The organism is Caballeronia sp. LZ016 (assembly GCF_031450805.1).
In the GTDB taxonomy this organism is placed as follows: Bacteria; Pseudomonadota; Gammaproteobacteria; order Burkholderiales; family Burkholderiaceae; genus Caballeronia.
On record NZ_JARTVY010000005.1, the window covers coordinates 427,200 to 451,356 of the forward strand.

Here is a 24,157-nt window from a genome sequence, read left to right on the forward strand (position 1 = left end):
CGTCTTGCGATCAGCCGAAGGTGAACGCGTAGGCCCGCGCGCCGGCATCGAGAAACTCGATCCCGAACGTGCGATCGACGATGGGACCGCTTTGCCGCACGAGCTGATAGAGACGCGCGGCGGTAACGGTTCCGTTGCCGTCCGCATCGATATCCGCGCCATGCGATGCGCCCGGCGGCTTGCCGTCGATCGTGACACGAATGCGTACCGGCTTGCCATCGCCGGCGGGCGCGAGCACGAGATGCAGGTCACGCGCATGGAAGCGATAGGCGACGCGCGCGTGCGGTGCGGCGGGAACGGCGGCTTCTGCGCCGACGGTCCATTGTCCGCCGAAGGCCCATTCGTTGAGCGCAAGCTGTTTCGGTAATGCGTAGGTTTCCGAAGCGTTCTGGATGATGCGCTGCGCAGGCGTGAGTCCTTGCGACTCGCGATAGCCGAGATACGTTTCGTTCGATGCGACCTGCGCGACATCGGCGGCCACTTGTGCGCCGCTCGCCGCCACTGCACCATCATTCGTTGCGCCCGGCGTCTTTCCGAGCAACTGACGAATGACGCCTTCGGCCTCGTCATAGCCGCCTTCGCCGAACTGGTGATACCGCACGCGCCCTTCTGCATCGACGATATAGAACGCCGGCCAATAGCGATTGCCGAACGCTTGCCAGATGCGGTAGTCGTTATCGACGGCCACCGGATACGACACGTTCAGATCGCGCAATGCTCGCTTCACGTTGCGCGTGTCGTGCTCGAAGCCGAACTCGGGCGTATGCACGCCGAGCACGACGAGCCCGTCGTTCCCGTACCGCTGCGCCCATGTCCTGAGATAAGGAAGCGTGCGCAGGCAATTGATGCACGAGTACGTCCAGAAGTTGACGACAACCACTTTGCCGCGCAATGCATCGCGTGAAAGCGGCGATGTGTTGAGCCATTCGGTCGCGCCATCGAGGGCGGGCAGCTTGCCTTCCACCGGCAAGGTCGATGGCGGCTTCGGCGGCATTGCGGAAGCCAGGCCGACGAGCCTGCTTTCGATGCCATCCGTCGATACGCCCTTCACGCTAGCGAGCACGCGCGTGTCGACGCCCGATGCGATCGCCGCAACGGTCAGCAACACGAGCGCGCCCATCGCGCGGCGCACGTGCTCGCCGATGCCGAACGAACGCTTGAGCGCATCGAGCGCGCGCTTGCCGAGCGACGACGCCACCGCGAGCGCAACCGCCGCGCCGCTCGCATACGCGGCGAGTGCGGCGCCGGTCGTCCACGTTGCGCCATCGAGCGCCGCGCCGGACAGGATCGCGCCGAGGATCGGTCCCGCGCACGGCGCCCACAGCAGGCCCGTGGCCGCGCCGAGCAGCGTTGCGGACAGAATGCGGCGCGACGCGAGTTGCGACTGGGAACGCGCGATGATCCGGTCGGCAATCGACGACAGCGGACGCGCGATGCGCGCTGCGATCGACGGAAACACCAGCGATCCGCCGAAAAGCGCAAACGTGGCGAGCGCGATCCATCGGCCATACTGGCTCAATTGCGCGGCGCTTGCGAGCCCCGCGGCACCGAGGCCGGTGACGATCGTGAACGTGCCCGCGAGACCCGCCAGAAGCGGCAGACGATCGGTAAGAAAAGGCCGGTCCGTGCGCGCGAAGACGAACGGCACGACCGGCAGGATACATGGACTCAGCACGGTAAAAGCGCCGCCAAGAAACGCGATGACGATGAGTAGCACGAGAGTCTCCACGAGGTTGAGCGATGGCCCTTATTTCACGGCTCCCATGTATCGCGTGAATGTCCGCAGTGCTGTGGTTGTGTATCGCAATGTATCTGCGCGAGGCGCCGATACACGTTGACGCGATCGCCTTCCATCGCCGACACAGTGCCGATACACCGGGGCGCTTCAATGCACTCCATCGTTAATCACCGAGGAGGTCGTCATGTTGAATCGTCTCAGGATTGCAGCCGTCGCCGTGGGAATTGCAGCGACCGCTGGTGTTGCGGCCTTTGCATCCGGGAGCGTGTCGGCGCTTGCGCCCGCCGCCATTGCGACTGGTGCGGATGCGCCGAATTTTCGGGGCATCGACAACTGGTTCAACAGCGCGCCGCTCGATCTTGCGAAGCTGCGCGGCAAGGTGGTGCTCGTCGATTTCTGGACCTTCGATTGCATCAACTGCGCGCATACGCTGCCCTATATCAAGGCGTGGGATGCGCGGTATCGCGACAAGGGGCTCGTCGTCGTAGGCGTGCACTCGCCGGAATACGCGTTCGAACGAGACACCGGCAATCTGAAGAAAGCGATCGCCCGCAACGGCATTACGTATCCGGTCGCACAGGACAATGGTTTCGCGACCTGGCGCGCGTACGGCAATCAGTACTGGCCTGCGCTGTATCTGATCGATCAGAACGGCAAGCTCGTTTATAGCCACTTCGGCGAAGGGCAATACGCACAAACCGAACAGAAGATACGCAGTCTGCTTGATGGGAGGTGATCGAAACGTGTCGTGAGCACGGTTTTCGACGAGCGTGGCGTGGCGTGGCGTGGACACAAGCAGGATGCCATCTGCCGACGTGGCCTTGCTTCCGCTCGACGAAGCTCCTGAGAAGCAACGCGCGCAGACGGTCCATAGCAATTTCGGCGAAGTTGCACCCGGCGTCGTTCACTACATCCGCGCGACAGGAGCCTCGTCGCAGTCAGTGCGCTCGTCGCGAACGGCAGGTCGCGCAGAATCCGTATCACCTCAATCGTGCGATGGACAATGTTTTGACTCGGATGGAGGCGTCGGAAGTGCTGACTCAGCTTGCGTTCCATGCGGGATGGCCGAATGTGTTGTCAGCGATGCCGGTATTCAAGGATGTGAGGAGCAAGCGAGATGGTTGAATCGCCGGCTAAGCGCTTCGCGATCGAGGGCCACAAAAGAACGAACGCGCGGTCGTCCTCAAGCCCTGTCAACATCGCACTCTTCTTGCTTATCCCAACCTCGCGTCCCTGAGCGAAGCACCGCCCATCGACGACTATCCTGAACACATTCGACCGGTCGACCGCCCCGGCATGGAGAAGCGATGCATCGCGCCGCAGTCACATCCCTTATCCGTTCTGCAATTCTTGCTGCGCTGATTGCAGTGCTTACAGCATGCGGAAGCGGAAACGATTCGAATCCCGTGAACCCGTCCGGGCCCGCAGGCGGCATCCGCCTGCAAGTCGTGGCGTTCGGCGACAGTCTCTCGGACGCAGGCACCTACGCCCCGATTGCCGGCGTCGTCGGCGGCGGGCGCTTCACGACCAATCCCGGCCAGGTGTGGGCGCAGGACGTCGCGCAGTATTACGGCGATACGCTGTCGCCCGCCTATACGATCGATCTGGGTCATCAATTACGCGCGCAAAGCGGTCTCGACTACGCGCAAGGCGGCTCGACGGTCGCCACGCCCGCGGATCAGTATCAATACCTGACCGATGTGATCGGCGACATTCAGATGCCCGTGACGCAACAGCTGTCGAGCTATGTCGCCACGCACGGCAGCTTCAATGCGAACCAGCTCGTCCTGGTCTGGGCCGGGTCGAACGACGTGCTCCGCGCAGGCAGCCCGCCTGCCGCCAACGGCACCGTCGAGACGGCAGCTACGACGCTCGCGCAGCTCGTCGCGCAGATCGTGCAGCGCGGGGCGACGCATGTGGTGCTAGTGAATTTGCCGAACATCGGCTTGTCGCCGAAAGGCATCCGGTCCGCCGATGGCGGCGCGAACTATACGCAGCTCTCGCAACTCTTCAACGCAACGCTCAACGCCGCGTTGCAGACCAACGGCGTGCAAGGCAAGGTCATCCTCGTGGATGCGTACACATGGACGACGCAGACCATCGCGAACTATCAGGCCAATGGCTTTGCCGTGTCGAATACGGGCCAGGCCTGCGATCCGTCGAAGACACCGCGCGATACGTCGCTGCTCTGCTCGCCCGCCACTTACACGACGTCGAATGCGGACCAGACCTACATGTTCGCCGATGAACTGCACCCCACGACCCGCATGCACGCGCTCTTTGCGCAGTACGTGCAGGCGCAGATCGCAGCGAGCGGGCTCGGGCGCTGAGGCACGAAACAGCGCTGAGTCAATCGGAAGATAGCGCCATCTGGCGATCGATTTCTTCCATCCCGACCGCCAGCGCGAACTGACACGCCTCGTTCGCCGATGCGAATTGCCCCAGCATGCCGGTCGCGCGCTGACGACCGGCCTTGTCGCGCAGAATGAGCATCGACGTGTAGAGGCCGTCGTCGAATGCGGCCAAAGGTGTGATGACGAAGCCCCGATAGTCCGCATGCACCTGGTTCATGCGCGTCTCCTTCATTAGGGATAGACCTAGTTCAAGGGACCGGCGAAGCGCTTGCCTGCCCGTCCTTCAGGTCACTTAACTATACGGCGGCGAGCGAAAAAGAAGCGTTGAAAGCGATTCCATGACGCGGTCCGAAAAACGCCTGTTTCGGACCGCAAGCCCGTGCAGTTTCGCGGGTATCAGCTGGATTGCCGGGCGCTCACGGCACCGATGCGCGGGGTGCGCGCGTCGGCTGCAAACCACGCTTGCCCGATCGCATACTCGGCCGCCGCACCGAGCGCGAGAATGGCCGAGCCGATCTCCAGCAAGTGCGCCGGCGACATCGCGTTGGACAACCACCAGAACGTGAGCAGGGAACCCATGCGCATGACCCACATCACCAGATCGCGTGCCACGATGCGATCCACGAGTTCGCCGCGAATGTCCAGCGCGCGCTGATTCAGTACATGCTCACTGGCGTTAAGGAACGGCCCCGCAGCGGATCGGAGGATCGAATGCGCGACGAACAGTGCAGGCAGCCACGCGCTCGCGCCCAGGAGGACGAATGAGATCGCCACCGCGAAGCACGACCAGCCGAGCCAGCCCGAACGGTTATGCACGCCGCGGCTCTTGCGCGTGACATAGAGCGCAGCCGCACCGGCGAGGCCGGCGACGCTGGAAACCCATCCGAGATCGCTCGCCGATCCGAGCGACATCGCCGCCCCGACGGAACCCACTGCGCCGCCGACGCCAAGCAAGCCCGATTCGAGAAAGAACAGCGGCAGGCAGTTGCGAAATTCCGGTTGCGCGATGACCGCGAGTGGATTCTTCGCGGGAACCATCGGCGCTTCGGTCACGTTGCGTCCGAGCATCAGGCCGGCTCCGATGCAAACCATGCCATACAGCTTGTAAAGTGCATGGCTGCTGTTGCCGGTCTTCGCGAGGAAAAGCGTAGCAACGAGCGTTGCGACGATGCCCCCGGCAACTGCAAGCGCGCCTGAACGCGACGCATAACTGTCGCGTTCCGCGTCGCTCAGCACGCTCATTTCCAGCCAATACCGCGCGCTCCATGTGAGCCCGAGGAAAAGGCCATAGACAGCGGCCATCATCGGAACGGATTCGTTTCCGGTCAGCAAAAGCGCACCCGGAATCAAAAAGCTCAGTCGCATGAGGCGGCGCCCGGTCAAGCCGAAATACGGGCCGAGCAGATAAACGAAGAGCGCGCAGCCGCTGGCGTCGCTCAGCATGTACGCGGTGAAGCGAAACATCGCGTTAATGTCGTCGACACCAACGACGAAATAGCCGATAAACGCGGCCAACGTGCCAATCGCTCCCTGAAACGCTACAAAGAGGAGCATTTCCTGCTCGTGCTTCAACATGGTCTTGCGTGTACTCGTGGATGTCCCCGCGCGAAAGCGTCGCGCTGGGACCGGCTTGAGGCCGGAGACAATCGATTAACGGGGATCAGGCTGGGAAGATTGGTGCCGGCGCTGGCGTCCGGTAAAACCTGCCGATCCCTTAGGGAAGGCGATCAGCATTTCCGACTAGCGATCGCGCGGGAGCAAAGTGTATTCGCATCGCCGAGCAATTGGCAAGGATTTCTAGGGGTTTTTATTTAGGAGAATTATTTACCGCGTCGCTGGTGGCTCGCAGCACGCCGGCCGCCGGAAGGCGATATGGAAAAGATGACCGATGCCGGCGCGTTGCACGCCGGCATCGTTGAGTGTTACGCGGCCTGCTTCATGCCTTCCTTTTCGGCGATCCGCTGAACCATGCTCAGTGCCTGCGCGACGACCTGGTCCATGTTGTAGTAACGATAGCTTCCGAGCCTTCCCGCGAACGTCACCTCCGGCTTTGCGTCGGCGAGTTCCTGATAACGCCGGAAAAGCTCTGCGTTCGCAGGCCGCGGGATCGGATAGTACGGGTCGCCCTCGTCGCTCGGATACTCGTATGTGATGCTGGTCTTGGCGTGCGTCTGGCCCGTCAGATACTTGTACTCGGTAATGCGCGTATGCCGCACATCCTCCGACGGATAGTTCACGACGGCAAGCGATTGAAAATGCGCCTCGTCGATCGTTTCATGCCGAAACTTGAGCGAGCGATACGGCAGCCTGCCGAGACAGTAGTCGAAGTATTCGTCAATCGGGCCGGTGTAGATGAGCCGGCGGTATCGAACCTGCTCGCGCACGTCCTTATAGTCGGTTGCTAAACGCACTTCGATGTTCGAATGCGAAAGCATCTTCTCGAACATGCGGGTATAGCCTTCGAGCGGCATGCACTGGAATTCATCGTTGAAGTATCCGTCTTCGGCCGTGGTCCGTATCGGTACGCGCGACGTCACTGACCGATCCAGATCGGATGGATCGATGCCCCATTGCTTGCGCGTATAGCCGCGAAAGAATTTCTCGTAGAGCTCGCGCCCGACCTTGCTGACCACGACGTCTTCCGACGTTCTGATATCGGCCACAGGCTCGGCGCGCGCCGCCAGAAAAGCCTCGGCCTGTTCAGGCGACATGTTCATCGAATACAGCATGTTCAGCGTAGTCAGGTTGATCGGCATCGGTACGAGCATGCCGTCGACCGATGCCAGTACGCGATGCCTGTACGGTCGCCACTGCGTGAATCGCGAAAGATAATCGACGACACGCTGCGCGTTCGTGTGAAAGATGTGCGGCCCATAGCGATGAATCAAGATGCCGTCGCTGTTGTACTCGTCGTAGGCGTTCCCGCCAATATGCGGACGCCGGTCCACGACCAGCACGCGCTGGCCATATTGCGCGGCCAGTCTTTCGGCCATCACACTACCGGCGAACCCCGCGCCGACGATCAGGTAATCGAAGCCCCTGCCGCCCTTCTGGCCCGAACCTGACCATTGATTCGTACTGTCTAGCGTGCGCATTTTTGGACCTCCGCCAGCATCGCCGCGCAAGTGTTATCCCATGACATCCCTGCAAGCACGGCCCTCGCGCGAGCAACGAACGCGGAGCGGTCTGCCGAATCGATCAACGCCTCCTCGATAGCCCGCTCGAAGCCGCTCGCATCGGAAGCGATTCGCACGACGCCCGTATCGCCGTAACGCGACACGACATCCGCAATCGGTGTCGACACGACCGGACGTCCTGCCGCAAGATATTCGGGCGTCTTCGTCGGACTGATGTAGCGGGTGGACTCGTTGAGCGCGAACGGCATGAGCGCGACGTCCCAGCCCGCGAGATAGCGCGGCAAGTCGTCGTAGGTTTTCTGGCCCAGGTAGTGAATATTCGGGGCTTGCGGCAGATCGGCGGGATCGATCTTGACGACCGGGCCGAGCATGATGAACTGCCAGTCAGGCCGCGCAATCGCCAGTTCGCCGAGCAATGCGGTATCGAAGCGTTCGTCGAGCACGCCATAGAAGCCCATGCGCGGTCGCGGCAGCGCTTCCTGATCGTGCGGTTCCTCATGCCCTTCACAGGCCTTCTGGAAGTGCGCGACGTCCACGCTGCTCGGGAAAGCGTGAACGTTGCGATGAAACCGCCGCTTGGATTCGTAAAGGCTTTGCCCGCCGGTGAATACCACGTCCGCTCTTTGCATGAGACGCGCCTCGCGTTGCGAGAGCTGCGGCGGCGCCTTCTTGAAGGCCGACAGTTCGTCCATGCAGTCATAAACGACGAGACGCGCATCGAGATGGTCCGTGAACGCGAGCATCATCGGCGAGTAATACCAGAGCGCGAGATCCTGCACGTTTTCGAGCGCGAGATATTCGTCGAGCAATACGCGCTGGGATTCTTCGTCCTGTTCGCTTGTCTGGCCGGCAGGCAGACAGGGCGTGAGAATCTGTATTCGGTCGCCGGCGGCATGCACGTCGAGCCGGGGCCGCGTCTCATCGATACGTCTGGGTTCTTCGAAAAACAGCACCCGTGCATGCTTTGCGAGCCGCGAGAGCAGATGCTGCGGCCGTTGATACACGAAGTCCCATCGCAAGTGCGACAGGCACAGTACCGTCCGTGGCAGTCCCGATCTCGCCGGCACGATGCGCGGGCGAACGACATTCGACGGACGATGACCACCGCCGGACTCGGCAACGTCAGGCACGATTTGTTGTTGGGCTAGCGACTGGGGCAAGGAAGGCCTCCGTTCATACGCATGGCGGTTAATTCTCACCCGACCCGCAATTCCGCCTGTGTCCGAACGTGCAACGTTGGACCTTCAGCGCTCCTGAGAGCCGGTTGCCTTTTGCTTCCACAACGACGACGATTGCGCGAAGCATTCCATCGAACAACTAAGAACCGGGCAGACACGAGCACATCGGAGGGTTCCATTCGACGATGGGCAATCGTCGTTCCCGAACGGCTCGACGAAAAGTGAAGCGCCAGTTCGAAGCAAAGGCATATGAACTGCTCAGAGGGATGCGTCGCGTTAAATCAACGTAGAGTGCAAAGACATGGAAGAAAGGCTGGTGCTATGGGGCGGGCTGGAATGCACGATCAACCGCGTGCGGGACAGGTTCTTCAGTCAGTTGGACCGCAATGGCCACGCAACGCGCGAGAGCGACCTCGAACGCTTCGCCTCATTGGGCATCGAGGCGTTGCGTTACCCGGTGCTGTGGGAGCGAACCGCTCCGTCCGGCATCGAAGCAGCCGACTGGTCGTGGCTGGACGCGCGCTTGCCTGAACTGCGCGATCTGGGCGTCGAGCCGATCGCCGGGCTTCTGCACCACGGCAGCGGCCCCTTGCCCGGTGGACTGCTGGACCCCGATTTCGTCGAGCGTCTCGCGGAATTCGCACGTGCGGTCGCACAGCGTTATCCGTGGCTCGAGTACTACACGCCCGTCAATGAGCCGAACACCACGGCGCGCTTCAGCGGGCTCTATGGCGTGTGGCATCCGCACGGCACCGATGACCGAACCTATTTGCAGGCATTGATCAATCAATGCAAAGCCACGGTGTGTGCCATGCGAGAGATCCGCGCCTTCAACCCGCGCGCGAAGCTCGTGCAGACGGACGATCTCGGCAAGACACAAGGCACGCCTGCGATGGCGAAGCTCGTCGATTTCTACAACGAACGGCGCTGGCTTTCGTGGGACTTGCTGTGCGGCATGGTGGTGCCGGGCCATCCTCTGTGGCAATACTTCATGGACGCGGGCATCGCCGAAGACGAGGTTCTCTGGCTGGCCGACAATCCCTGTCCGCCAGACATCATCGGAATCAACTACTACATCACCAGCGAGCGATGGCTCGACGATCGCGCCGAGAATTATCCCGAGGCTTATCGTTGCGACTGGTACGGGCATCGCCTTGCGGATATCGAAACCGCGCGCGTCCTCGCAGGGCCGACAGGCGGCATCCGGGCTTTGATCGACGAGGCATGGCGGCGCTACGAGCGGCCGCTTGCGATCACGGAAGCGCATATCGACGCGACGCGTCAGGATCAGATGCGCTGGCTGCATGAGATATGGACCGCGGCAAGCGATGCACGCGAGCAAGGCGTCGACATCCGCGCGGTGACGGTCTGGGCACTGCTCGGGTCATACGACTGGAATTGCCTCGTCACCGACGATCGCGGCTACTATGAGTCCGGCCCGTTCGATGTGCGCGGCACGACACCGCGCGAGACGGCACTCGCCGCGCTGATGCGCGATCTTGCTGCAGGGAGAGCACACGATCATCCGGTGCTGCACGGCACCGGATGGTGGCGCAGGCCGGGGCGCTTTCTTTGCGAGCCGGTCGTCTACGATGCGTCGGGCGTCGTCTCGCTGCACGCGAGGCCGAAGATCGCGCCGGAAACCGCACCGCCGATACTCATCATCGGTCGCGGTCCGCTCGGTCGAGCGTTCGAGGAAATATGCGCGCAGCGCGACTTGCGATACGAGCGGCTTCCGTCGGACTTCATGCGCGGCGCCGATGCAGGTGCGATCGATCGCCTCATCGACAGGCATTCGCCCTGGGCCATCATCAATGCAGGCGAACTCATCGACGTGGACGAAGCCGAGCGTGGCGGCGGCGAGCAGCTTCGTCGCATGATGGCGCATGCAACCCGCTTCGCCATGGCTTGCGCCAAACGTTCGATCCGCTATGTGATGTTTTCGTCGGACTACGTGTTCGACGGCCTGCGCGCGCGTCCCTATGTCGAGACCGACGATGTATCGCCGGTCAACTGCTACGGCAGCATCATGGCTCAGACGGAAGCCAGTGTGCTGCGTGCCTGCCCCGATGCACTCGTCGTGCGGACGAGCGGCCTCTTCGGGCCTTGGGACGACAGCAACTTCCTTCTGGGCGCGCTGCAGGCGCTATCGCAGGACCGGCCTTTCGCCGCGGCGCATGATCTGACGATATCGCCGACCTACGCGCCCGATCTCGTCCATGCTTGCCTCGACCTGCTCATCGACGCCGAAGCGGGCATTCTTCATCTGAGCAATCGCGGCGCCGTGACGTGGGCGGACCTCGCCATTCAGGCCGCGACCATCGCGAACCTGAACGCCGATCTCATCAGCAGGCGCACTGCCAAAGAGATGAAGTTCGCGGCGGCGCGGCCTGCATACAGCGCGTTGACGAGCGACCGCGCAGCCGTCCTTCCGACACTCGACAGCGCGCTGTATCGTTATATGGAGCATTGGCGCATGCACTTGCGTGACGTCTCGGACGATGCATCGAGGCTGCGGATCGCGCGATGACTGTCGGACGCACGTTATTCGATCGGCGGCTCGAAGAAATCGGCGGAATAAGTCATGTTGAAGTATCCCGCCTGCGCGAAGAGCGCGATGCACCGAAGCCGTTCGGCGCGGGATGCCTCGCTGTCGCTGTCGTTGCGGTTCGAAGCGGCGCAACCGCACCCGCTCATCGCGCGTCTGGCTTCACGCAGAAAGCGGCGCTCGCGCGCACGTTCGGCGCGCTGGAACAAGCTGTTCAGAATCGGATGCATCGTAGTCACGCGGTCTTCAGATCGCGCCCGGTAAAGAACCGATCGTCCGGCACCACGTTCAACGCAATGGTCAAGCGGTTCGCGTAATTGAAAAAAGCCGCTATTTCCAGCACTTCGGTGACCGCTTGCTGCGTGAAGCCGATCTCCCGCAAGCGCTGCAAGTCGTCTTCGCCGATGCTCGCCGGATCGCGCGTCACGCGCTCCGACACTTCCGCGAGGGCCGCTTCCTTCGGCGAGAGGCGCACATGATGAAAGCCCTGCGCAATGCGCTGCGCGCGCACCGTATCGCCGGTCACGTTCGCGAGCGCCTGCGTGTGATTGAACACACAATAGCTGCATCCGTTCGCCGCCGATGTCACCACCGCAATGAGTTCGCGCTCGGCCGCCGTCAGATGACTGCGATGCGGATCGAAGAGATGCTCGTAGAACGTGACGAGCCGATAAGCGGTATCCGGATTCACCGATAAAGCCGCAAGCCAGTTCGGCACGAAGCCATACTGTCGCCGGAATTGCGCATGAATCGACGCGACGTGCGGCGGCAGGCGCGCTTCGTCGGGCACGACGAAGCGCGAGATCGGCTCGCGACTCACGGTGGCATCGGCGAGCGTGTCTTGTTCGGGCGCGAGCGTGGACATCGTCGGGTTCTCCTGTCGCTTCTGAAAGTGCTTCAAGGTAGCGCACGAACACGGTCACCGGTACGACCCATTTTTCATAAGCTAATCGGTGAACGCGCTGTTCCACTCGTCGCGCCGGCCGAATTTGCAAATCGCAAATCGATATTGGATCGCGCCAGAGGACGCTGCGCATAATGAATCGCAGTCTTTCCCGAACGCCCAAGACGAGGAATGCGACATGGCAGAAGTCCTCAGCGCCGATGCTCACGTCATCGGACGGCTCGACGTGCCCGATCACGACACGCTCGGCGACGATATCCGCGATCTCGTCGACAAGCACGACGGCGACAACTGGATTCGCGCGCTGTCCGTGAACCCGGAGACGGCACGCCGCTTCACGCAGTATTTCGAGAAGCTTTTCAGCGCGACCGAAGGGCGCCTGCCGCTCGACGAACGGGAACTGATCGCGGTGATCGTATCGCGCACGAACGGCTGCGGGCTATGCACGATTCATCATGCACATGCGCTCGCCGCTGCTTTGCGGGACCGCGTGCGTGCACGGCGCATCACGCTCGATCATCACCTCGCCGATCTTTCGCCGCGTCAGCGCGCACTCGCCGAAATTGCCGAGACCATCACGATATCGCCGCGTTCGATCACGCCGCATCACATCGAACGATTGCGACGCCTCGGCCTCGACGATGCCGACATTCTCGAAGCGATCGAAACGGCATCGTGGTTCAACCATACCAATCGCATCTTCATTGCAACGGGCGTCGTGCCGGACGAGAAGTATTTCTCGACGCTTGCCTGAACCCCGCACAGGAGACTCTCGATGAGCGCAGTGCTCGAACCGGCGATCACGCCGTCATCTGCAAGCGGCGCATCGCATCTGCTTTCGGACGAACTGCTCGACGCAATCGGCAAGCGCGCCGCGAGCTATGACCGCGACAACCACTTCTTTTCCGAAGACCTGCGCGACCTTCACGAAGCCAACTTCCTGCGTGCGAGCGTGCCGCTCGAATTCGGCGGCCTCGGACTCACGCTCCCGCAACTGCTTCGCGAACAGGCGCGACTCGCGGCGCGTGCGCCATCGACCGCGCTTGCGCTGAACATGCATCTCTGTTGGGTCGGCGCGGCGCTGCATCTTTATCGCCGTGGCGATACCTCCGCACAATGGATCCTCGAAGAAGCCGGCGCGGGCAAGGTCTTCGCGGCAGGTCACGGCGAACCGGGCAACGATCTCGGGCTCGCATGGTCATCGGTGAAGGCGACGCCGCTGCCGGACGGCGGCTATCGCTTCGATGGCCGCAAGATATTCACGTCGCTTTCGCCCGCATGGGACTGGCTCGGCGTGCATGGCATCGACGAAACGGACCCGCATGCGCCGAAGATCGTGCATGCGTTCATTCGGCGCGATGCAGCGGGGCATCGCACGGTGCAGACATGGGATGCGCTCGGCCTGCGCGCCACACGCAGCGACGACACCTTCCTCGAAGGCGCAATCGCGCCGCGCGACAAGGTCATCCGCGTGCTTCCGCTTGGCATTCCTGACGATCCGTTCGTCGACGGTATTCTCGGCGCGGTGCTGCCCGGCCTGGGCGCGGTGTATTACGGCATCGCCAGACGCGCGTTCGATGTGGCCGTCGAATCGGCGAAGCAGCGAAGTTCGCCCGCTATTGGGGGCAAGACCTTCGCATACAAGCCGCTGACGCAGCATGCCGTCGCGCAGGCGGCGATCGAGCTCGCGAGCATTCAGGCGCTGGTCGAGCGTGCGGCGGACCAATGGTGGAACGGCTATGCCGATGACGATCCGTGGATCGCGCACTTGCTCGCGGCGAAGCAGCATGCGGTGGATGGCGCGTTGCGCGTGGTCAATCTCGCGCTGAAGATCGCGGGCGCAGCGTCGCTGTCGCGAAACAACGAGCTGGAGCGGCTTTATCGCGATGTGCGCGCCGGCGCGTTTCATCCGCCGAATGCGGATGCGGCGCACGAAGTCATCGGGCAAGCCTGGCTCGGGGTGCTGGGCAAGGCGTGATCGGCCTTTCGCTTAGATGCCGGCTTCGGGCGAGACGGCTTGCGTTGCTATGCCGTCCGCTGTGCGCGCTGCTTCAGAACGGCCGTCCGCGACTGCATCGGACGGCCGTTCGCATCGTCATGCAAACAGCTTGTCGAGCGTGATTGGCAGGTCCCGCACGCGCTTGCCGGTCGCATGCCAGATCGCGTTCGCAACTGCGGCCGCCACGCCTACCACCCCGATTTCCCCGACGCCCTTCGCGCCGAGCGGATTCACGATATCGTCGTGCTCGTCCACGAATATCACGTCGATGTCGTGCACGTCCGCATTCACCGGCACGTGATACTCGGACAGGTTGTGGTTCATCTGCCGGCCGAGCTCGTGATCGAACTGGCCATTCTCGTGCAGCGCCATGCTGATGCCCCACACGACGCCGCCCGACACCTGGCTCGCCGCCGTCTTCGGATTGACGATGCGCCCCGCCGCCACGGCGCTCACGACGCGGGTCACGCGCACCGCGCCGAGCGCTTCGTCGACACGCGCCTCGACAAAGACCGCCGAATGCGTGCCCATCGAGTACGACTGCTGCTTGTCGTGAGGCGTCACTGTCACCTGAGCATCGATGGTGTCCAGCCCAGCGCGTTTCATCAGCTCCCCTAACGGGAGACGTTCTTCAGCGCCATCGCCGCACGCCACATGATCGCCGTCTATCCGCACCGCTTCGGGAAGCGCGCTGGCGAATGCCGCACCGCCGTGTTCGCGTGCGAGCGCGACGACCTTGCCGCACAGGCGCACGCCGGCGGCATGCACCGCGCTGCCCACCGACGATACCGTCCACGACCCGCCTTCCAGCGGCGCTTTCGACAGACGGCTATCGCCCAGGCGAAAGTCGACTGCCTCGAGCGGCACGCCGACCGCATCGGCAGCGAGCTGGCTCATCGCCGTGTACGTGCCGGTGCCGATATCGGCCGTCGCGCTGCCGACGATCACGCGGCCATCCGCCGTTATCTCCGCACGCGCGGATGCCTCGTTCTGCATCGCGTCCCATATGCCGGTCGCAACGCCCCATCCTATTAGTTCGTTATCCTCACGCATGGAACGCGGTGCAAGCGGACGATTCTCCCAGCCGAATCGTGCGGCCCCTTCTTCGAAACATTCGCGCAGCGCCTTGCTCGAGAACGGCAGATTCTTGTTGCCATCGCGTTCGGCGTAGTTGATGAGGCGCAGCTTCAATGGGTCGATAGCGAGCGATTCCGCCAGTTCGTCCATCGCCATTTCGAGCGGAAACAGGGCTTGAGCCGCGCCCGGCGCTCGCATGTCGGCGGGCGTCGGCACATCGAGCTTGCTGACCTTGTAATCGAGCCTGACGTTATCGCATGCATAGAGCTGACCGGCCCAGTTCACCATCACGTCGCAATAGTCCTCGTATTGCGATGTCTCCGATACCGCCTCGTGGATCACCGCCTGCAGCTTGCCGTCCTTGTTTGCCGCCAGCGCGACGCGTTGCAGGCTCATCGGCCGATGCGCGAACGTGAACATCTGCTGGCGCGTCAGCACGACGCGCACGGGGCGCTTGAGATCGCGCGCGGCCATCACCGCGAGCGGCAGGTGATACTGCGGACGCAGCCCCGAACCGAACGCACCGCCGACGAACGGCGAGATCACTTCGAGCTCGTCGTCGGCAAAGCCGAACACTTTCATCAGATACTGCTTCGTGTTGAGCACGCCCTGCGTCTTTTCGTAGACCGTGAACTTGCCCGACGGCTCCGGAATCACCGTGCAGCCGTGCAATTCGATCGGGTTGTGATATTCGGCGGGCGTCGAGTAACGTTGATCGATGCTGACCGGCGCGGCCATGAGCGCAGCGTCCGCATCGCCGCGTGGCGCGGGCGGCGGCTCGAACCCGCCCTTTTCTGTCGACGGCGGATAGGCATCCGCCTCGGCCTCGCGGAAATCCGTGCGGTGATCGGTGCGTTCGTAAGTCACGTCGATGAGCGATGCAGCATGACGCGCGAGCTCATGGCTCTCTGCGATGACGAGCGCAACAGGCTGCCCGCTATACCAGATGCGATCGTCCCACAGCGGACGAAACGGCATGCCGCCGGGAGCGGACTGGTCCTTGTAGGCATCGTCGTGAAGCGGCATGTTCGGGCGGTTCTCGTGAGTGAGCACCATGAGCACGCCGGGCAGTTCGAGCGCGCGTGCAGCCTCGATCGATACGATGCGTCCGGTCGCGATGCGGCTCGGTAGCGCGAAGCCATAGGTCATGCCATCCGCGAAAAACTCGCCTGCATAGCGAGCTTCGCCCATCACCTTCTTTCTGCCGTCGACGCGATTGACCGGCTTGCCGCTCGATTGCGCGGCCTGCGCCGCGATGCGTTCCAGTGCGGTCGTGGAGTTCATGTCGGATCGTCCTCGCTTGCGGCCAGCTTGTTTCCCGATGCGTGTTCGAAGGCGCGCACGATCGCGCGCGTCGTCAGTTCGATCTTGAATGCGTTGCAGGGCCGGCCGCGTGCGTCGCTTACCATCGCGCTCGCAAAGTCACGCACCGCCGCACGCGTAAGCGTCTTGCCGCGCAGGGCGGCTTCGGCATCGCGGTTACGCCACGGCTTATGCGCGACGCCGCCGAGCGCGCATCGCACATCGTCGATGCGGTCGCCATCGAGCTTGAGGCCAAGCGCCACGGCAACGAGCGCGAACGCATACGATGCCCTGTCGCGCACTTTCACGTAAGCGTGATGATCGGCGAATCCTTCGGCGGGCAAGTCAACGGCGAGGATCATTTCATCGTCGCGGAGGTTCGTGTCTTTCTGCGGCGTATCGCCGGGCAGCCGGTGAAATTCGTCGAATGCAATCGTGCGATCGCCGCTATCGCTCGTCACGAGGACGGAAGCATCCAGTGCCGCGAGCGCGACGCACATATCGGACGGATGCACGGCGATGCAGTGTTCGCTCGCGCCGAGGATCGCGTGAATGCGATTGACGCCGTTCATCGCGCCGCAGCCGGCGCCCGGCTCGCGCTTGTTGCAGGGCGTCGCGGTGTCATAGAAATAATGACAGCGCGTGCGTTGAAGCATGTTTCCGCCGACGGTCGCGACATTGCGAATCTGCGCGGACGCGCCGGCGAGAAGCGCCTTCGAGAGCAACGGGTAGCGCGACTGGATGCGTTCGTCGTAGGCCACGGCGCTGTTCGTGGCGAGCGCGCCGATACGCATGCCGCCGTTATCGGCTGCTTCGATGGCTTTCATCGGCAGACGGCGGATATCGACTAGTCTATCCGGGCGCGCAACGCCTTCCTTGATGAGGTCGACGAGATTCGTACCGCCGGCGAGGAAGGCGGCGGCCGGTGCGTTGTGGGCGTTCAGCGCGGAAGCAATGTCATCCGCGCGTGTGTAGGAGAATCGGTTCATGACCGGTCCTTCTTTTCATGCGAACGATCACGCGAACGCGAGACTTCGACGATTGCTTGCACGATGTTGGGATAGGCGCCGCAGCGGCATACGTTGCCGCTCATCGCCTCGCGAATGTCGGCGACGTCGTGTGCGTGGCCTTCGGCGAGCATGCCGACGGCCGAGCATATCTGGCCTGGCGTGCAGTAGCCGCACTGGAAGGCGTCGTGGTCGATGAATGCCTGCTGCATGGGGTGCAGCTCGTCGGCGCTTGCGAGGCCTTCAATCGTCGTGATCGACGAGCCATCGTAGGACGCGGCCAGCGCGAGGCACGTGTTGATGCGCTGGCCGTCGACCAGCGCGGTGCACGCGCCGCATTGGCCGTGATCGCAGCCTTTCTTCGTTCCCGTCAACTGGCAATGCTCGCGCAGCAGGTCGAGCAATGTCGTCCAGGGTTCAATGTCGAATACTCGTTCTTGGGTGTTGATCGTCAGGGTGCAGCGGACGTGCTGCGGTTCTGGCGCTGTCGTGTCGAGCGCCGGCGCGGTGGGGGCGGTGGTCATGGGAGGCTCTCTTTGGGAGTCTTTTGCTTAGCACGCCGCGTGCCGGATTGTTCGTGCCGGCTTGCAGGCGCCCCGCCCAGGACGAGGGAAATAGAGTCTAGCCCCGAACAACTTCGTCAGACGATCGCTGGCGCAACGTCTGTGGCAGAGAAAGCTCGACCGCGGCGCCGTCCGACGCAACCGGACCTTCGCTCAACGCTTTCGAATTCCGCCGCCACCCCGCCGGCGGCATCCCGAACTCCCGCTTGAACGCGCGATTGAACGCGGCCTCGGACTCATAGCCCACATGCTCGGCAATCCCGGCGATCGACCGCGTGCCGTTACGCAATTCCTGCGCTGCAATCTGCAACCGCCAGCGCGCAAGATACTGCATCGGCGGTTGCCCGAGCAATTGCGTGAACCGCTGAGCGAGCGCCGACCGCGACAGGCCCGCCTTGCGCGCCAGCTCATCGACGGTCCAGCCATGCTCCGGCCGGGCGTGCAGCATCGCAAGCGCACGGCCCACGAAGCGATCGCCGACGCCCGCGAGCCAGCCCTTGCGATCCGCCGGCAACGCATCGATGCAACGCCGCACCGCCTCGACGAACAGCAACTCCGACAGACGCGCAAGCACGATCGCACTGCCCACGCGCCATTCGGCCGCCTCGACCGTCGCCAGGCTCAACGACGATTCCAGCCACGCCGAGCGCGGATCATTTCGCATATCTACCTTGAACAGACGCGGCAAGACCGATAACACCGGGTTCGTCAACGTGTCGTCACTCGCAAGAAAGCCGCATATCACCCGCGTGCGCGGCTCGCCGCCGCCGCCATACGTCAGCTTCATCACTTCGCCGGGCGTGGTCTTGAGATAGTGCGCCATCATCTCTTCCGAACGCGCAGGCGTGATCGAAAGCGAACTGCCCATCAGATGCGGCTCACCTTGCGGCACGACGAGCAATTCGCCGGCATCGACGCGGATTGCGGATGAGGGATCATCGACGAGAGAAGCCCAGCAGGTTCCTTCCGTGACGAGGTGATACGAGACGATGCGCTCGGCGCGAGGCAGGAACGTCGCGCTCAATTCCTGTGAAGCCTGGCCGACCACGCACCACGGCGCTGTGAAGTCGCCGTTTAGATAAACCGCCCCGCTGAGCCGCACGAGACGAAGAACGTTCGATAGCGCATCCATGATGCTCGCTCGTCAAATCTGGCGTCCTTCACAAAACTTCTGGACGCGCAGTCATTCATTGATTCGGCTTGCGTGCCGATACTAGCACTCACACGAACCCGCAACAACGAACTCTGAAGCACGCCACCACCGGAGGCCGATGTGAATCATCCCGACGTCTATCGCGCTCGATGCATCTGCGGCGGCGTGCGCTTCACGCTGAACGGCGAACCCGCGGGCGTCGGCTATCAAGGACGTATCGTGCCCCTCGACGCATTCGTGCTCTGGACGCGTAACGCGTTGCACGTCACGCGCGGCATCGATGACATCGGCGCTTACAGAACGAGTCCGCGCGACTCGCGTCACTGGTGCAGGTCGTGCGGCGGCTATCTGTTCACCGAGCATCCGAGGCTCGGTCTCGTCGACGTTCATGCGTCCATCCTCGGCGACGCGCGATGCGAGGAAGCCGCACGTCTCATGGACGATATGCGCATCGCGTACCGCGATTCATAGTTTCGATTGCGATGTGCCCGATTGCCGCGCGGGCCCATTCGTATCGCAGTGTCGCGGCGCCGATCGAACGTGCAACACGGATGCATCGCGCATTCATGCCGTTCGCGTACTGTCCGCCTATCAGGAGCCTGTTATGTCCGCTGTCGAATCCGCTCTCTCGCCCGCCATCGATCTCGCCGCCGTCAAGGTCCGCCAGCAAGCCGCCTGGTCGACGGGCAACTATGCCGTCGTGGGCACGACGCTACAGATCGTTGGAGAAAGCCTTTGCGAAGCGCTCGACGTGCGCGCCGGCAGCCGCGTGCTCGATGTCGCAGCGGGCAACGGCAACGCGACGCTCGCCGCCGCGCGACGCTGGTGCGATGTGACCTCGACCGACTACGTGCCCTCGTTGCTCGAAGCCGGCCGCGCACGCGCCGCTGCCGAAGGTCTCAGCGTGCAGTTCCAGGAAGCGGACGCGGAAGCGCTGCCCTTCGCGGATGCATCGTTCGATGTGGTGATGTCGACCTTCGGCGTCATGTTCACGCCGGATCAGCAGCGCGCGGCCCACGAACTTGCGCGCGTGTGCAAGCCGGGCGGCAAGATCGGCCTCGCGAACTGGACACCGGAGAGTTTCATCGGTCAGGTCTTCAAGACGATCGGCCAGTACATTCCGCCAGCCCCGGGAATGAAATCGCCGGCGCTATGGGGCACGCGGGCGCGGCTGGAAGAACTCTTCGATGGCCGTGCGCGCAGCATCCATACGACGAGCCGCGACTTCACGTTCCGCTACAGGTCGCCCGCGCATTTCATGGACGTTTTCCGCACTTACTACGGGCCGATGAACAAGGCGTTCGCCGCACTCGAAGGCGAGCGGCAGGAGGCGTTCATCCGCGACCTGACGATGCTGATCGAGAGCCGTAACCGCTCGGGCGACGCCACGCTCGTGCTGCCGAGCGAATACCTCGAAATTGTCGTGGAGCGATCGTGAACACCATCAGACGCGGGTTTTCCGCATTCCCTGACTATGCACTGCACCTGTGGTGGTCGGCTTGCATGATTCGCCTTCGCTACGGCTCCGCGCTGCTTGCGCTGCCGCTGTGCTCGTCGTTATGCTTCTTCGGGCTGCGTTTCGTGCTGGAGTCGGCGGGCGTATCGGTCTGAGCGTTTCCGTATGCTGACGATCGTGACCGCACCTTCGTCAGCCGCTGTGTGTCGAATCGCGGCGCGGGCGCATCGTGATTCGCCATCCGGGCCACCAGATGCCGGACTGTCCCCGCCAATCACGGCCATGTCGGGGCACATCGCGCCGCTCGGCACGACAGCGATCTCTCGCGTCTATCGGCGGTAGTCCTTATTTCCATACATCTTCGGGTAACGGCGCAGAGTGCGTCGTTTCATGAATCGAATCCGACGGGGGGATTATTCGAAAAGCGGTGGCGCATGACACGCGTGCGAACGAGCGTTCGAAGTGACAAGCTGAATGATTTCTGATGCGGTTAATCCCGATCGCGATTATGCTACCGCGTAATGCAGCGTCATCCGGTTGTCCTTACTAACGCGAGGTACGGTTTTCATGCATGCCGATGCTGTTCAGCGGGCTTTATCCGATCCCTTGCGAGCGCTCTCGTATGTCAGGAACCTGGCATTGATCGACAGAAGAAATCTCTATCAGCATTGGGAGACGACTCACCTCGAAAAGCTGTTCGCCTACCTGAATGTGGACTGCGTGTTCGACATCGGCGCAAACCAGGGGCAGTATGCGACGATGCTCCGCCGTAAGGTCGGTTACGGCGGCCTGATTTTCTCCTTCGAGCCCAATCCTGAGGACGCGGCCATCGCGCGCGAGCATGCAAAGGGAGACGACAAGTGGGAGGTAGTCGAACTGGCGATCTCCGAAACAGAAGGAGAGGCGCAGTTCAACGTCATGCGGTCGAGTCAATTCAGTTCGCTGAGCGCCCCGAGGCACGACGAAGTCTCGCTATTTGAAGAGATGAACTCCGTTTCTCATGTCGTCACGGTCAGAACCGAGCGCCTGGAAACCGTATATCGGCGGCTGAGACACGAACATGGCTTCGAGCGTCCATTCCTCAAGATGGACACGCAAGGGTTCGACGTCAAGATAGTCAAGGCATCGCCCGATGTCATGCGCAGCTTCGTCGGACTTCAGAGCGAACTCGCCATCAACAAGCTTTATACGGACTCCGTCGATTTCCGCGATGCATTGACCGAATACGAGCGATGCGGCTTTCTGCTCAGCGCGTTCGTACCGAACAACGCCGGCCACTTTCCGAGGCTGGTCGAGACGGATTGCGTGATGATCCGGGCCGATCTGGCTGGCTGACGCGCTTCATGGCAGTTCGTTTGCGTCACGTCGATAGCGAATGAAGGATATTTCCATGACACAAGAAAAACGCGCGGTCATCATCTGTTCGCAGGATGCTTTCGCTAACGGCATCAAGCCGAAGGAGCTCGAAGCCTACCTCAAGCGTAACGGTTTCTCCTCCGTGCTCCGCTTCGATTCCGGCAAGCTATCGCGTCTTGCGAAGACAGGCGTGCGTCGGCTTCTTCCTGCTTTGCATCCCTTGAAGCTCCAGTTGTATCTGCACGAAGCGTTGCTCGCTGTCGCGGTGAAGATGGGCGGTTCCGCGTGCCTGTCCGCAACATCGGGTCTACTCTGGCGCATCATGATGTTGCGCGGCAAAGTGTTGGGGAAGACGCTCCGCGCAAGAGGCCATTTCAATCTGCTCATTTGCGAAAGCAACATGGATCAGACGGTGACGCTCGGCAAGCGTGTCGCCGATGTGCAGATCCTCGACCTGCCATCCCCTTTCGCGGAAGAGATGCTCTTCGGCGGCGAACTGACGCCGGCCGGATACGAGAAGCTGCGCGATGTGGAAGTGGCGTCTTATACCGCCGCCGATTATCTTTCTTTTCATTGGCACACCTACGCCGACTATGTCCGGCAGAAGAAATACGACGGCAGCAACTTTCTGCCGATCACCTACGGCACGCATGAGAAAACGAAGCTGGCCCGGTATAGCGAGCAGCCGCGCATCATATTCCTGGGCTATCTCGGCGGCTATTGGGTCAATCTCCCGCTGCTGTCGCGGCTATGCAAGCTATACCCGAAGCTCGACGTGTATGGCGGCCCCGAGCCCGACGCGTCGCTCGGCATCAATTACAAGGGATATGCGCCATCCATCGATGTGATCGCGGACTATCAGTTCGGTCTTGTCACCATCAGTGACGACGAACTGCGGCAGCATAGCTTCTCGTCCAAGCATCTCGAGTACATCTCTTACGGCGTACCTGTGCTTACGCCGGCCTGGCGAAGAGATGCGGCGCTCGATGATAGTTCGATCTACTACACGGCTGACGATTTCATCGAACAGATTGAACGCGCCAGCACTCGCGAAGCCTGGGAAAGCCTTCATGCCGCCGCGCTGAAGGATGCGGCGCGCTTCAGCTGGGACAATGCGCTGAGGGCGCTGGAAGTGAGTCAGAAGCGCAGCGAGGTCTGGGAGGCCAGCACCGATCAGCTAGAGCCTGAGCAAGCGGTGATGCGGACGTATCCCTGATCCTGCTCAATCGCACCCGAGTCCGCTGACACTACGGGCGACAAAGCGGCGCAAACGAAATGCATATGACGCCACGCACAATAGCGTTATGCATATTCCTACGTTTGCCCGCAGGTCCGGGCGCTTTAGCATCTGAAATCTTTCAATTGCCAAAGCGCCGATTTCCTCATGTCAGAAGCCAAGAAAACCACCGACCGTCGCGCGTTCTTATCTCTCTCCGCCCGCACTGCGATGGCCGCCGCGACGTTCGCGGCCGTTCCCGCTTCTTTCGCGCAGCAAGCCGGCCAAGGCCAGTCGCGCGTACTGAGAGTCGGGAACCAGAAGGGCTATCTGAATCTGCTGAAAGGACGCGGAACGCTTGAAAAGCGGCTTGCCCCGCTTGGCGTATCGGTGAGCTGGACTGAGTTCTCCGCCGGCCCCGTACAACTCGAGGCGCTCAACGTGGGCTCCATCGACTTCGGCGACGTAGGCGAAGCACCGCCGATCTTCGCGCAAGCTGCCGGCGCACCGCTCACCTACGTCGCGGCCACGCCGACGCGGCCCAAGTCCGAGGCCGTGCTCGTTCCGGCCCAATCGTCGGTTCAGACGGTCGCGGACTTGAAGGGCAAGCGCGTGGCATTGAACAAAGGCAGCAACGTGCACTACTTTCTCGTCAAGCTGCTGCGCCAGCACGGCCTGCAATACAAGGACATCGAGCTGGCCTTCCTGCCCCCTGCCGATGCGCGCGCCGCCTTCGAGCGCGGATCGATCGATGCTTGGGTCATCTGGGACCCGTTCCTCGCCGCCGCGCAAAAGACGCTGAATGCACGCATCATTGCGGATGCGAGCGGCGTCGTCGGCAATCGCGCGTACTACTTCTCGTCGCAGAACTACGTGGCGAAGAATCCCGATGTGATTCGCGTCGTCATCGAGGAGATCAGGGCGGTCGATCAATGGGGCAAGCAGAATCCCGACGCGCTTTCGGGCGAACTCGCGCGGCTTTGGGGTCTGCCGAAGCTCGTCGTCGATCTTGCGGTCAGCCGCCAGGTGTTCGGCACGGAGGCGATCACGAGAGAGATCATCGGCGAACAACAGCAGATTGCCGATACGTTCCTGGACCTCGGCTTGTTGCCCAAGCATGTCGATGTCGCGAGAGCCGCGCCGCCCGGCCTCGCGTGAACGCCGTGCAG

At 62.3% G+C, this 24,157-nt stretch carries 23 protein-coding genes; 12 read left to right on the forward strand and 11 right to left on the reverse strand.

Features of this window, described 5'->3' with window-relative positions:
• Positions 1-10 precede the first annotated feature (10 nt).
• A complete protein-coding gene (locus tag P9220_RS25715) occupies positions 11-1,717 on the reverse strand; it encodes a cytochrome c biogenesis protein DipZ (protein ID WP_309768671.1) in 1,707 nt (568 codons plus the stop codon).
• 205 nt (positions 1,718-1,922) lie between these two features.
• Between P9220_RS25715 and P9220_RS25720 the strand changes: the two genes are divergently transcribed.
• The 3 genes from P9220_RS25720 (at position 1,923) to P9220_RS25730 (ending at position 4,068) form a co-directional block, all read left to right on the forward strand.
• On the forward strand, positions 1,923-2,474 hold the full coding sequence (locus tag P9220_RS25720) for a thioredoxin family protein (RefSeq protein WP_309768672.1): 552 nt from the start codon (positions 1,923-1,925) through the stop codon (positions 2,472-2,474).
• Positions 2,475-2,755: 281 nt separating this feature from the next.
• Positions 2,756-2,863, forward strand: a complete 108-nt coding sequence (locus P9220_RS27125) for a hypothetical protein (RefSeq protein WP_404980244.1) — start codon at positions 2,756-2,758, stop codon at positions 2,861-2,863.
• A gap of 182 nt (positions 2,864-3,045) precedes the next feature.
• A complete protein-coding gene (locus P9220_RS25730; RefSeq protein WP_309768673.1) occupies positions 3,046-4,068 on the forward strand; it encodes an SGNH/GDSL hydrolase family protein in 1,023 nt (340 codons plus the stop codon).
• Positions 4,069-4,087: 19 nt separating this feature from the next.
• On the opposite strand, the gene P9220_RS25735 is transcribed toward P9220_RS25730, so the two are convergent.
• The 4 genes from P9220_RS25735 to P9220_RS25750 all read right to left on the reverse strand — a co-directional run bounded on the left by P9220_RS25735 (position 4,088) and on the right by P9220_RS25750 (position 8,359).
• Positions 4,088-4,309 carry a hypothetical protein gene (locus P9220_RS25735; RefSeq protein ID WP_309768674.1) on the reverse strand — a complete coding sequence of 74 codons (222 nt, stop codon included), beginning with the start codon at positions 4,307-4,309 and terminating at the stop codon, positions 4,088-4,090.
• A 179-nt stretch (positions 4,310-4,488) separates the two neighbouring features.
• Positions 4,489-5,646, reverse strand: a complete 1,158-nt coding sequence (locus P9220_RS25740) for a hypothetical protein (protein ID WP_309768675.1) — start codon at positions 5,644-5,646, stop codon at positions 4,489-4,491.
• Between the two features lie 368 nt (positions 5,647-6,014).
• Complete coding sequence (glf, locus tag P9220_RS25745; protein ID WP_309768676.1) at positions 6,015-7,187, reverse strand: UDP-galactopyranose mutase; 1,173 nt, start codon at positions 7,185-7,187, stop codon at positions 6,015-6,017.
• Positions 7,175-8,359: a glycosyltransferase family 1 protein gene (locus P9220_RS25750; RefSeq protein WP_309768677.1), complete on the reverse strand. Its 1,185-nt coding sequence runs from the start codon at positions 8,357-8,359 to the stop codon at positions 7,175-7,177. Before P9220_RS25750 ends, glf begins: the two co-directional genes overlap by 13 nt.
• 349 nt (positions 8,360-8,708) lie before the next feature.
• Here P9220_RS25750 and P9220_RS25755 point away from each other — a divergent pair, with 349 nt between their 5' ends.
• Complete coding sequence (locus P9220_RS25755; RefSeq protein ID WP_309768678.1) at positions 8,709-10,937, forward strand: family 1 glycosylhydrolase; 2,229 nt, start codon at positions 8,709-8,711, stop codon at positions 10,935-10,937.
• 14 nt (positions 10,938-10,951) lie between these two features.
• Here the strand turns inward: P9220_RS25755 and P9220_RS25760 are convergent, their stop codons facing one another.
• Both P9220_RS25760 and P9220_RS25765 read right to left on the reverse strand, forming a co-directional pair.
• A complete protein-coding gene (locus P9220_RS25760; RefSeq protein WP_309768679.1) occupies positions 10,952-11,194 on the reverse strand; it encodes a hypothetical protein in 243 nt (80 codons plus the stop codon).
• The gene (locus tag P9220_RS25765; protein WP_309768680.1) at positions 11,191-11,820 is read right to left on the reverse strand and encodes a peroxidase-related enzyme; all 630 of its coding nucleotides are present in this window, start codon (positions 11,818-11,820) and stop codon (positions 11,191-11,193) included. The genes P9220_RS25760 and P9220_RS25765 overlap by 4 nt, the downstream gene beginning before the upstream one ends.
• 217 nt (positions 11,821-12,037) lie before the next feature.
• Between P9220_RS25765 and P9220_RS25770 the strand changes: the two genes are divergently transcribed.
• Positions 12,038-12,613 (forward strand): peroxidase-related enzyme, encoded by a 576-nt coding sequence (locus P9220_RS25770; RefSeq protein ID WP_309768681.1) that lies wholly within the window; start codon positions 12,038-12,040, stop codon positions 12,611-12,613.
• A gap of 21 nt (positions 12,614-12,634) precedes the next feature.
• Positions 12,635-13,837 (forward strand): acyl-CoA dehydrogenase family protein, encoded by a 1,203-nt coding sequence (locus tag P9220_RS25775; RefSeq protein WP_309768682.1) that lies wholly within the window; start codon positions 12,635-12,637, stop codon positions 13,835-13,837.
• A gap of 117 nt (positions 13,838-13,954) precedes the next feature.
• Here the strand turns inward: P9220_RS25775 and P9220_RS25780 are convergent, their stop codons facing one another.
• The 4 genes from P9220_RS25780 to P9220_RS25795 form a co-directional block, all read right to left on the reverse strand.
• On the reverse strand, positions 13,955-16,219 hold the full coding sequence (locus P9220_RS25780) for a xanthine dehydrogenase family protein molybdopterin-binding subunit (RefSeq protein WP_309768683.1): 2,265 nt from the start codon (positions 16,217-16,219) through the stop codon (positions 13,955-13,957).
• Positions 16,216-17,226: a xanthine dehydrogenase family protein subunit M gene (locus P9220_RS25785; RefSeq protein ID WP_309768685.1), complete on the reverse strand. Its 1,011-nt coding sequence runs from the start codon at positions 17,224-17,226 to the stop codon at positions 16,216-16,218. Before P9220_RS25785 ends, P9220_RS25780 begins: the two co-directional genes overlap by 4 nt.
• A complete protein-coding gene (locus P9220_RS25790) occupies positions 17,223-17,768 on the reverse strand; it encodes a 2Fe-2S iron-sulfur cluster-binding protein (protein WP_309768686.1) in 546 nt (181 codons plus the stop codon). Before P9220_RS25790 ends, P9220_RS25785 begins: the two co-directional genes overlap by 4 nt.
• Before the next feature lie 97 nt (positions 17,769-17,865).
• Positions 17,866-18,939, reverse strand: coding sequence for an AraC family transcriptional regulator (locus P9220_RS25795; protein WP_309768687.1), 1,074 nt, complete (start codon positions 18,937-18,939; stop codon positions 17,866-17,868).
• Between the two features lie 141 nt (positions 18,940-19,080).
• On the opposite strand from P9220_RS25795, the gene P9220_RS25800 reads away from it, so the two are divergent.
• The 6 genes from P9220_RS25800 to P9220_RS25825 all read left to right on the forward strand — a co-directional run bounded on the left by P9220_RS25800 (position 19,081) and on the right by P9220_RS25825 (position 24,146).
• On the forward strand, positions 19,081-19,431 hold the full coding sequence (locus P9220_RS25800; RefSeq protein WP_309768688.1) for a hypothetical protein: 351 nt from the start codon (positions 19,081-19,083) through the stop codon (positions 19,429-19,431).
• Between the two features lie 133 nt (positions 19,432-19,564).
• Positions 19,565-20,398 carry a class I SAM-dependent methyltransferase gene (locus tag P9220_RS25805; protein WP_309768689.1) on the forward strand — a complete coding sequence of 278 codons (834 nt, stop codon included), beginning with the start codon at positions 19,565-19,567 and terminating at the stop codon, positions 20,396-20,398.
• Complete coding sequence (locus tag P9220_RS25810) at positions 20,395-20,571, forward strand: hypothetical protein (protein WP_309768690.1); 177 nt, start codon at positions 20,395-20,397, stop codon at positions 20,569-20,571. The genes P9220_RS25805 and P9220_RS25810 overlap by 4 nt, the downstream gene beginning before the upstream one ends.
• Positions 20,572-21,055: 484 nt before the next feature.
• Positions 21,056-21,751 (forward strand): FkbM family methyltransferase, encoded by a 696-nt coding sequence (locus P9220_RS25815; RefSeq protein ID WP_309768691.1) that lies wholly within the window; start codon positions 21,056-21,058, stop codon positions 21,749-21,751.
• Between the two features lie 40 nt (positions 21,752-21,791).
• Positions 21,792-22,988 (forward strand): hypothetical protein, encoded by a 1,197-nt coding sequence (locus P9220_RS25820; protein ID WP_309768692.1) that lies wholly within the window; start codon positions 21,792-21,794, stop codon positions 22,986-22,988.
• A gap of 168 nt (positions 22,989-23,156) precedes the next feature.
• Positions 23,157-24,146 carry a sulfonate ABC transporter substrate-binding protein gene (locus P9220_RS25825; protein ID WP_404980233.1) on the forward strand — a complete coding sequence of 330 codons (990 nt, stop codon included), beginning with the start codon at positions 23,157-23,159 and terminating at the stop codon, positions 24,144-24,146.
• The last annotated feature ends 11 nt before the right edge of the window (positions 24,147-24,157 follow it).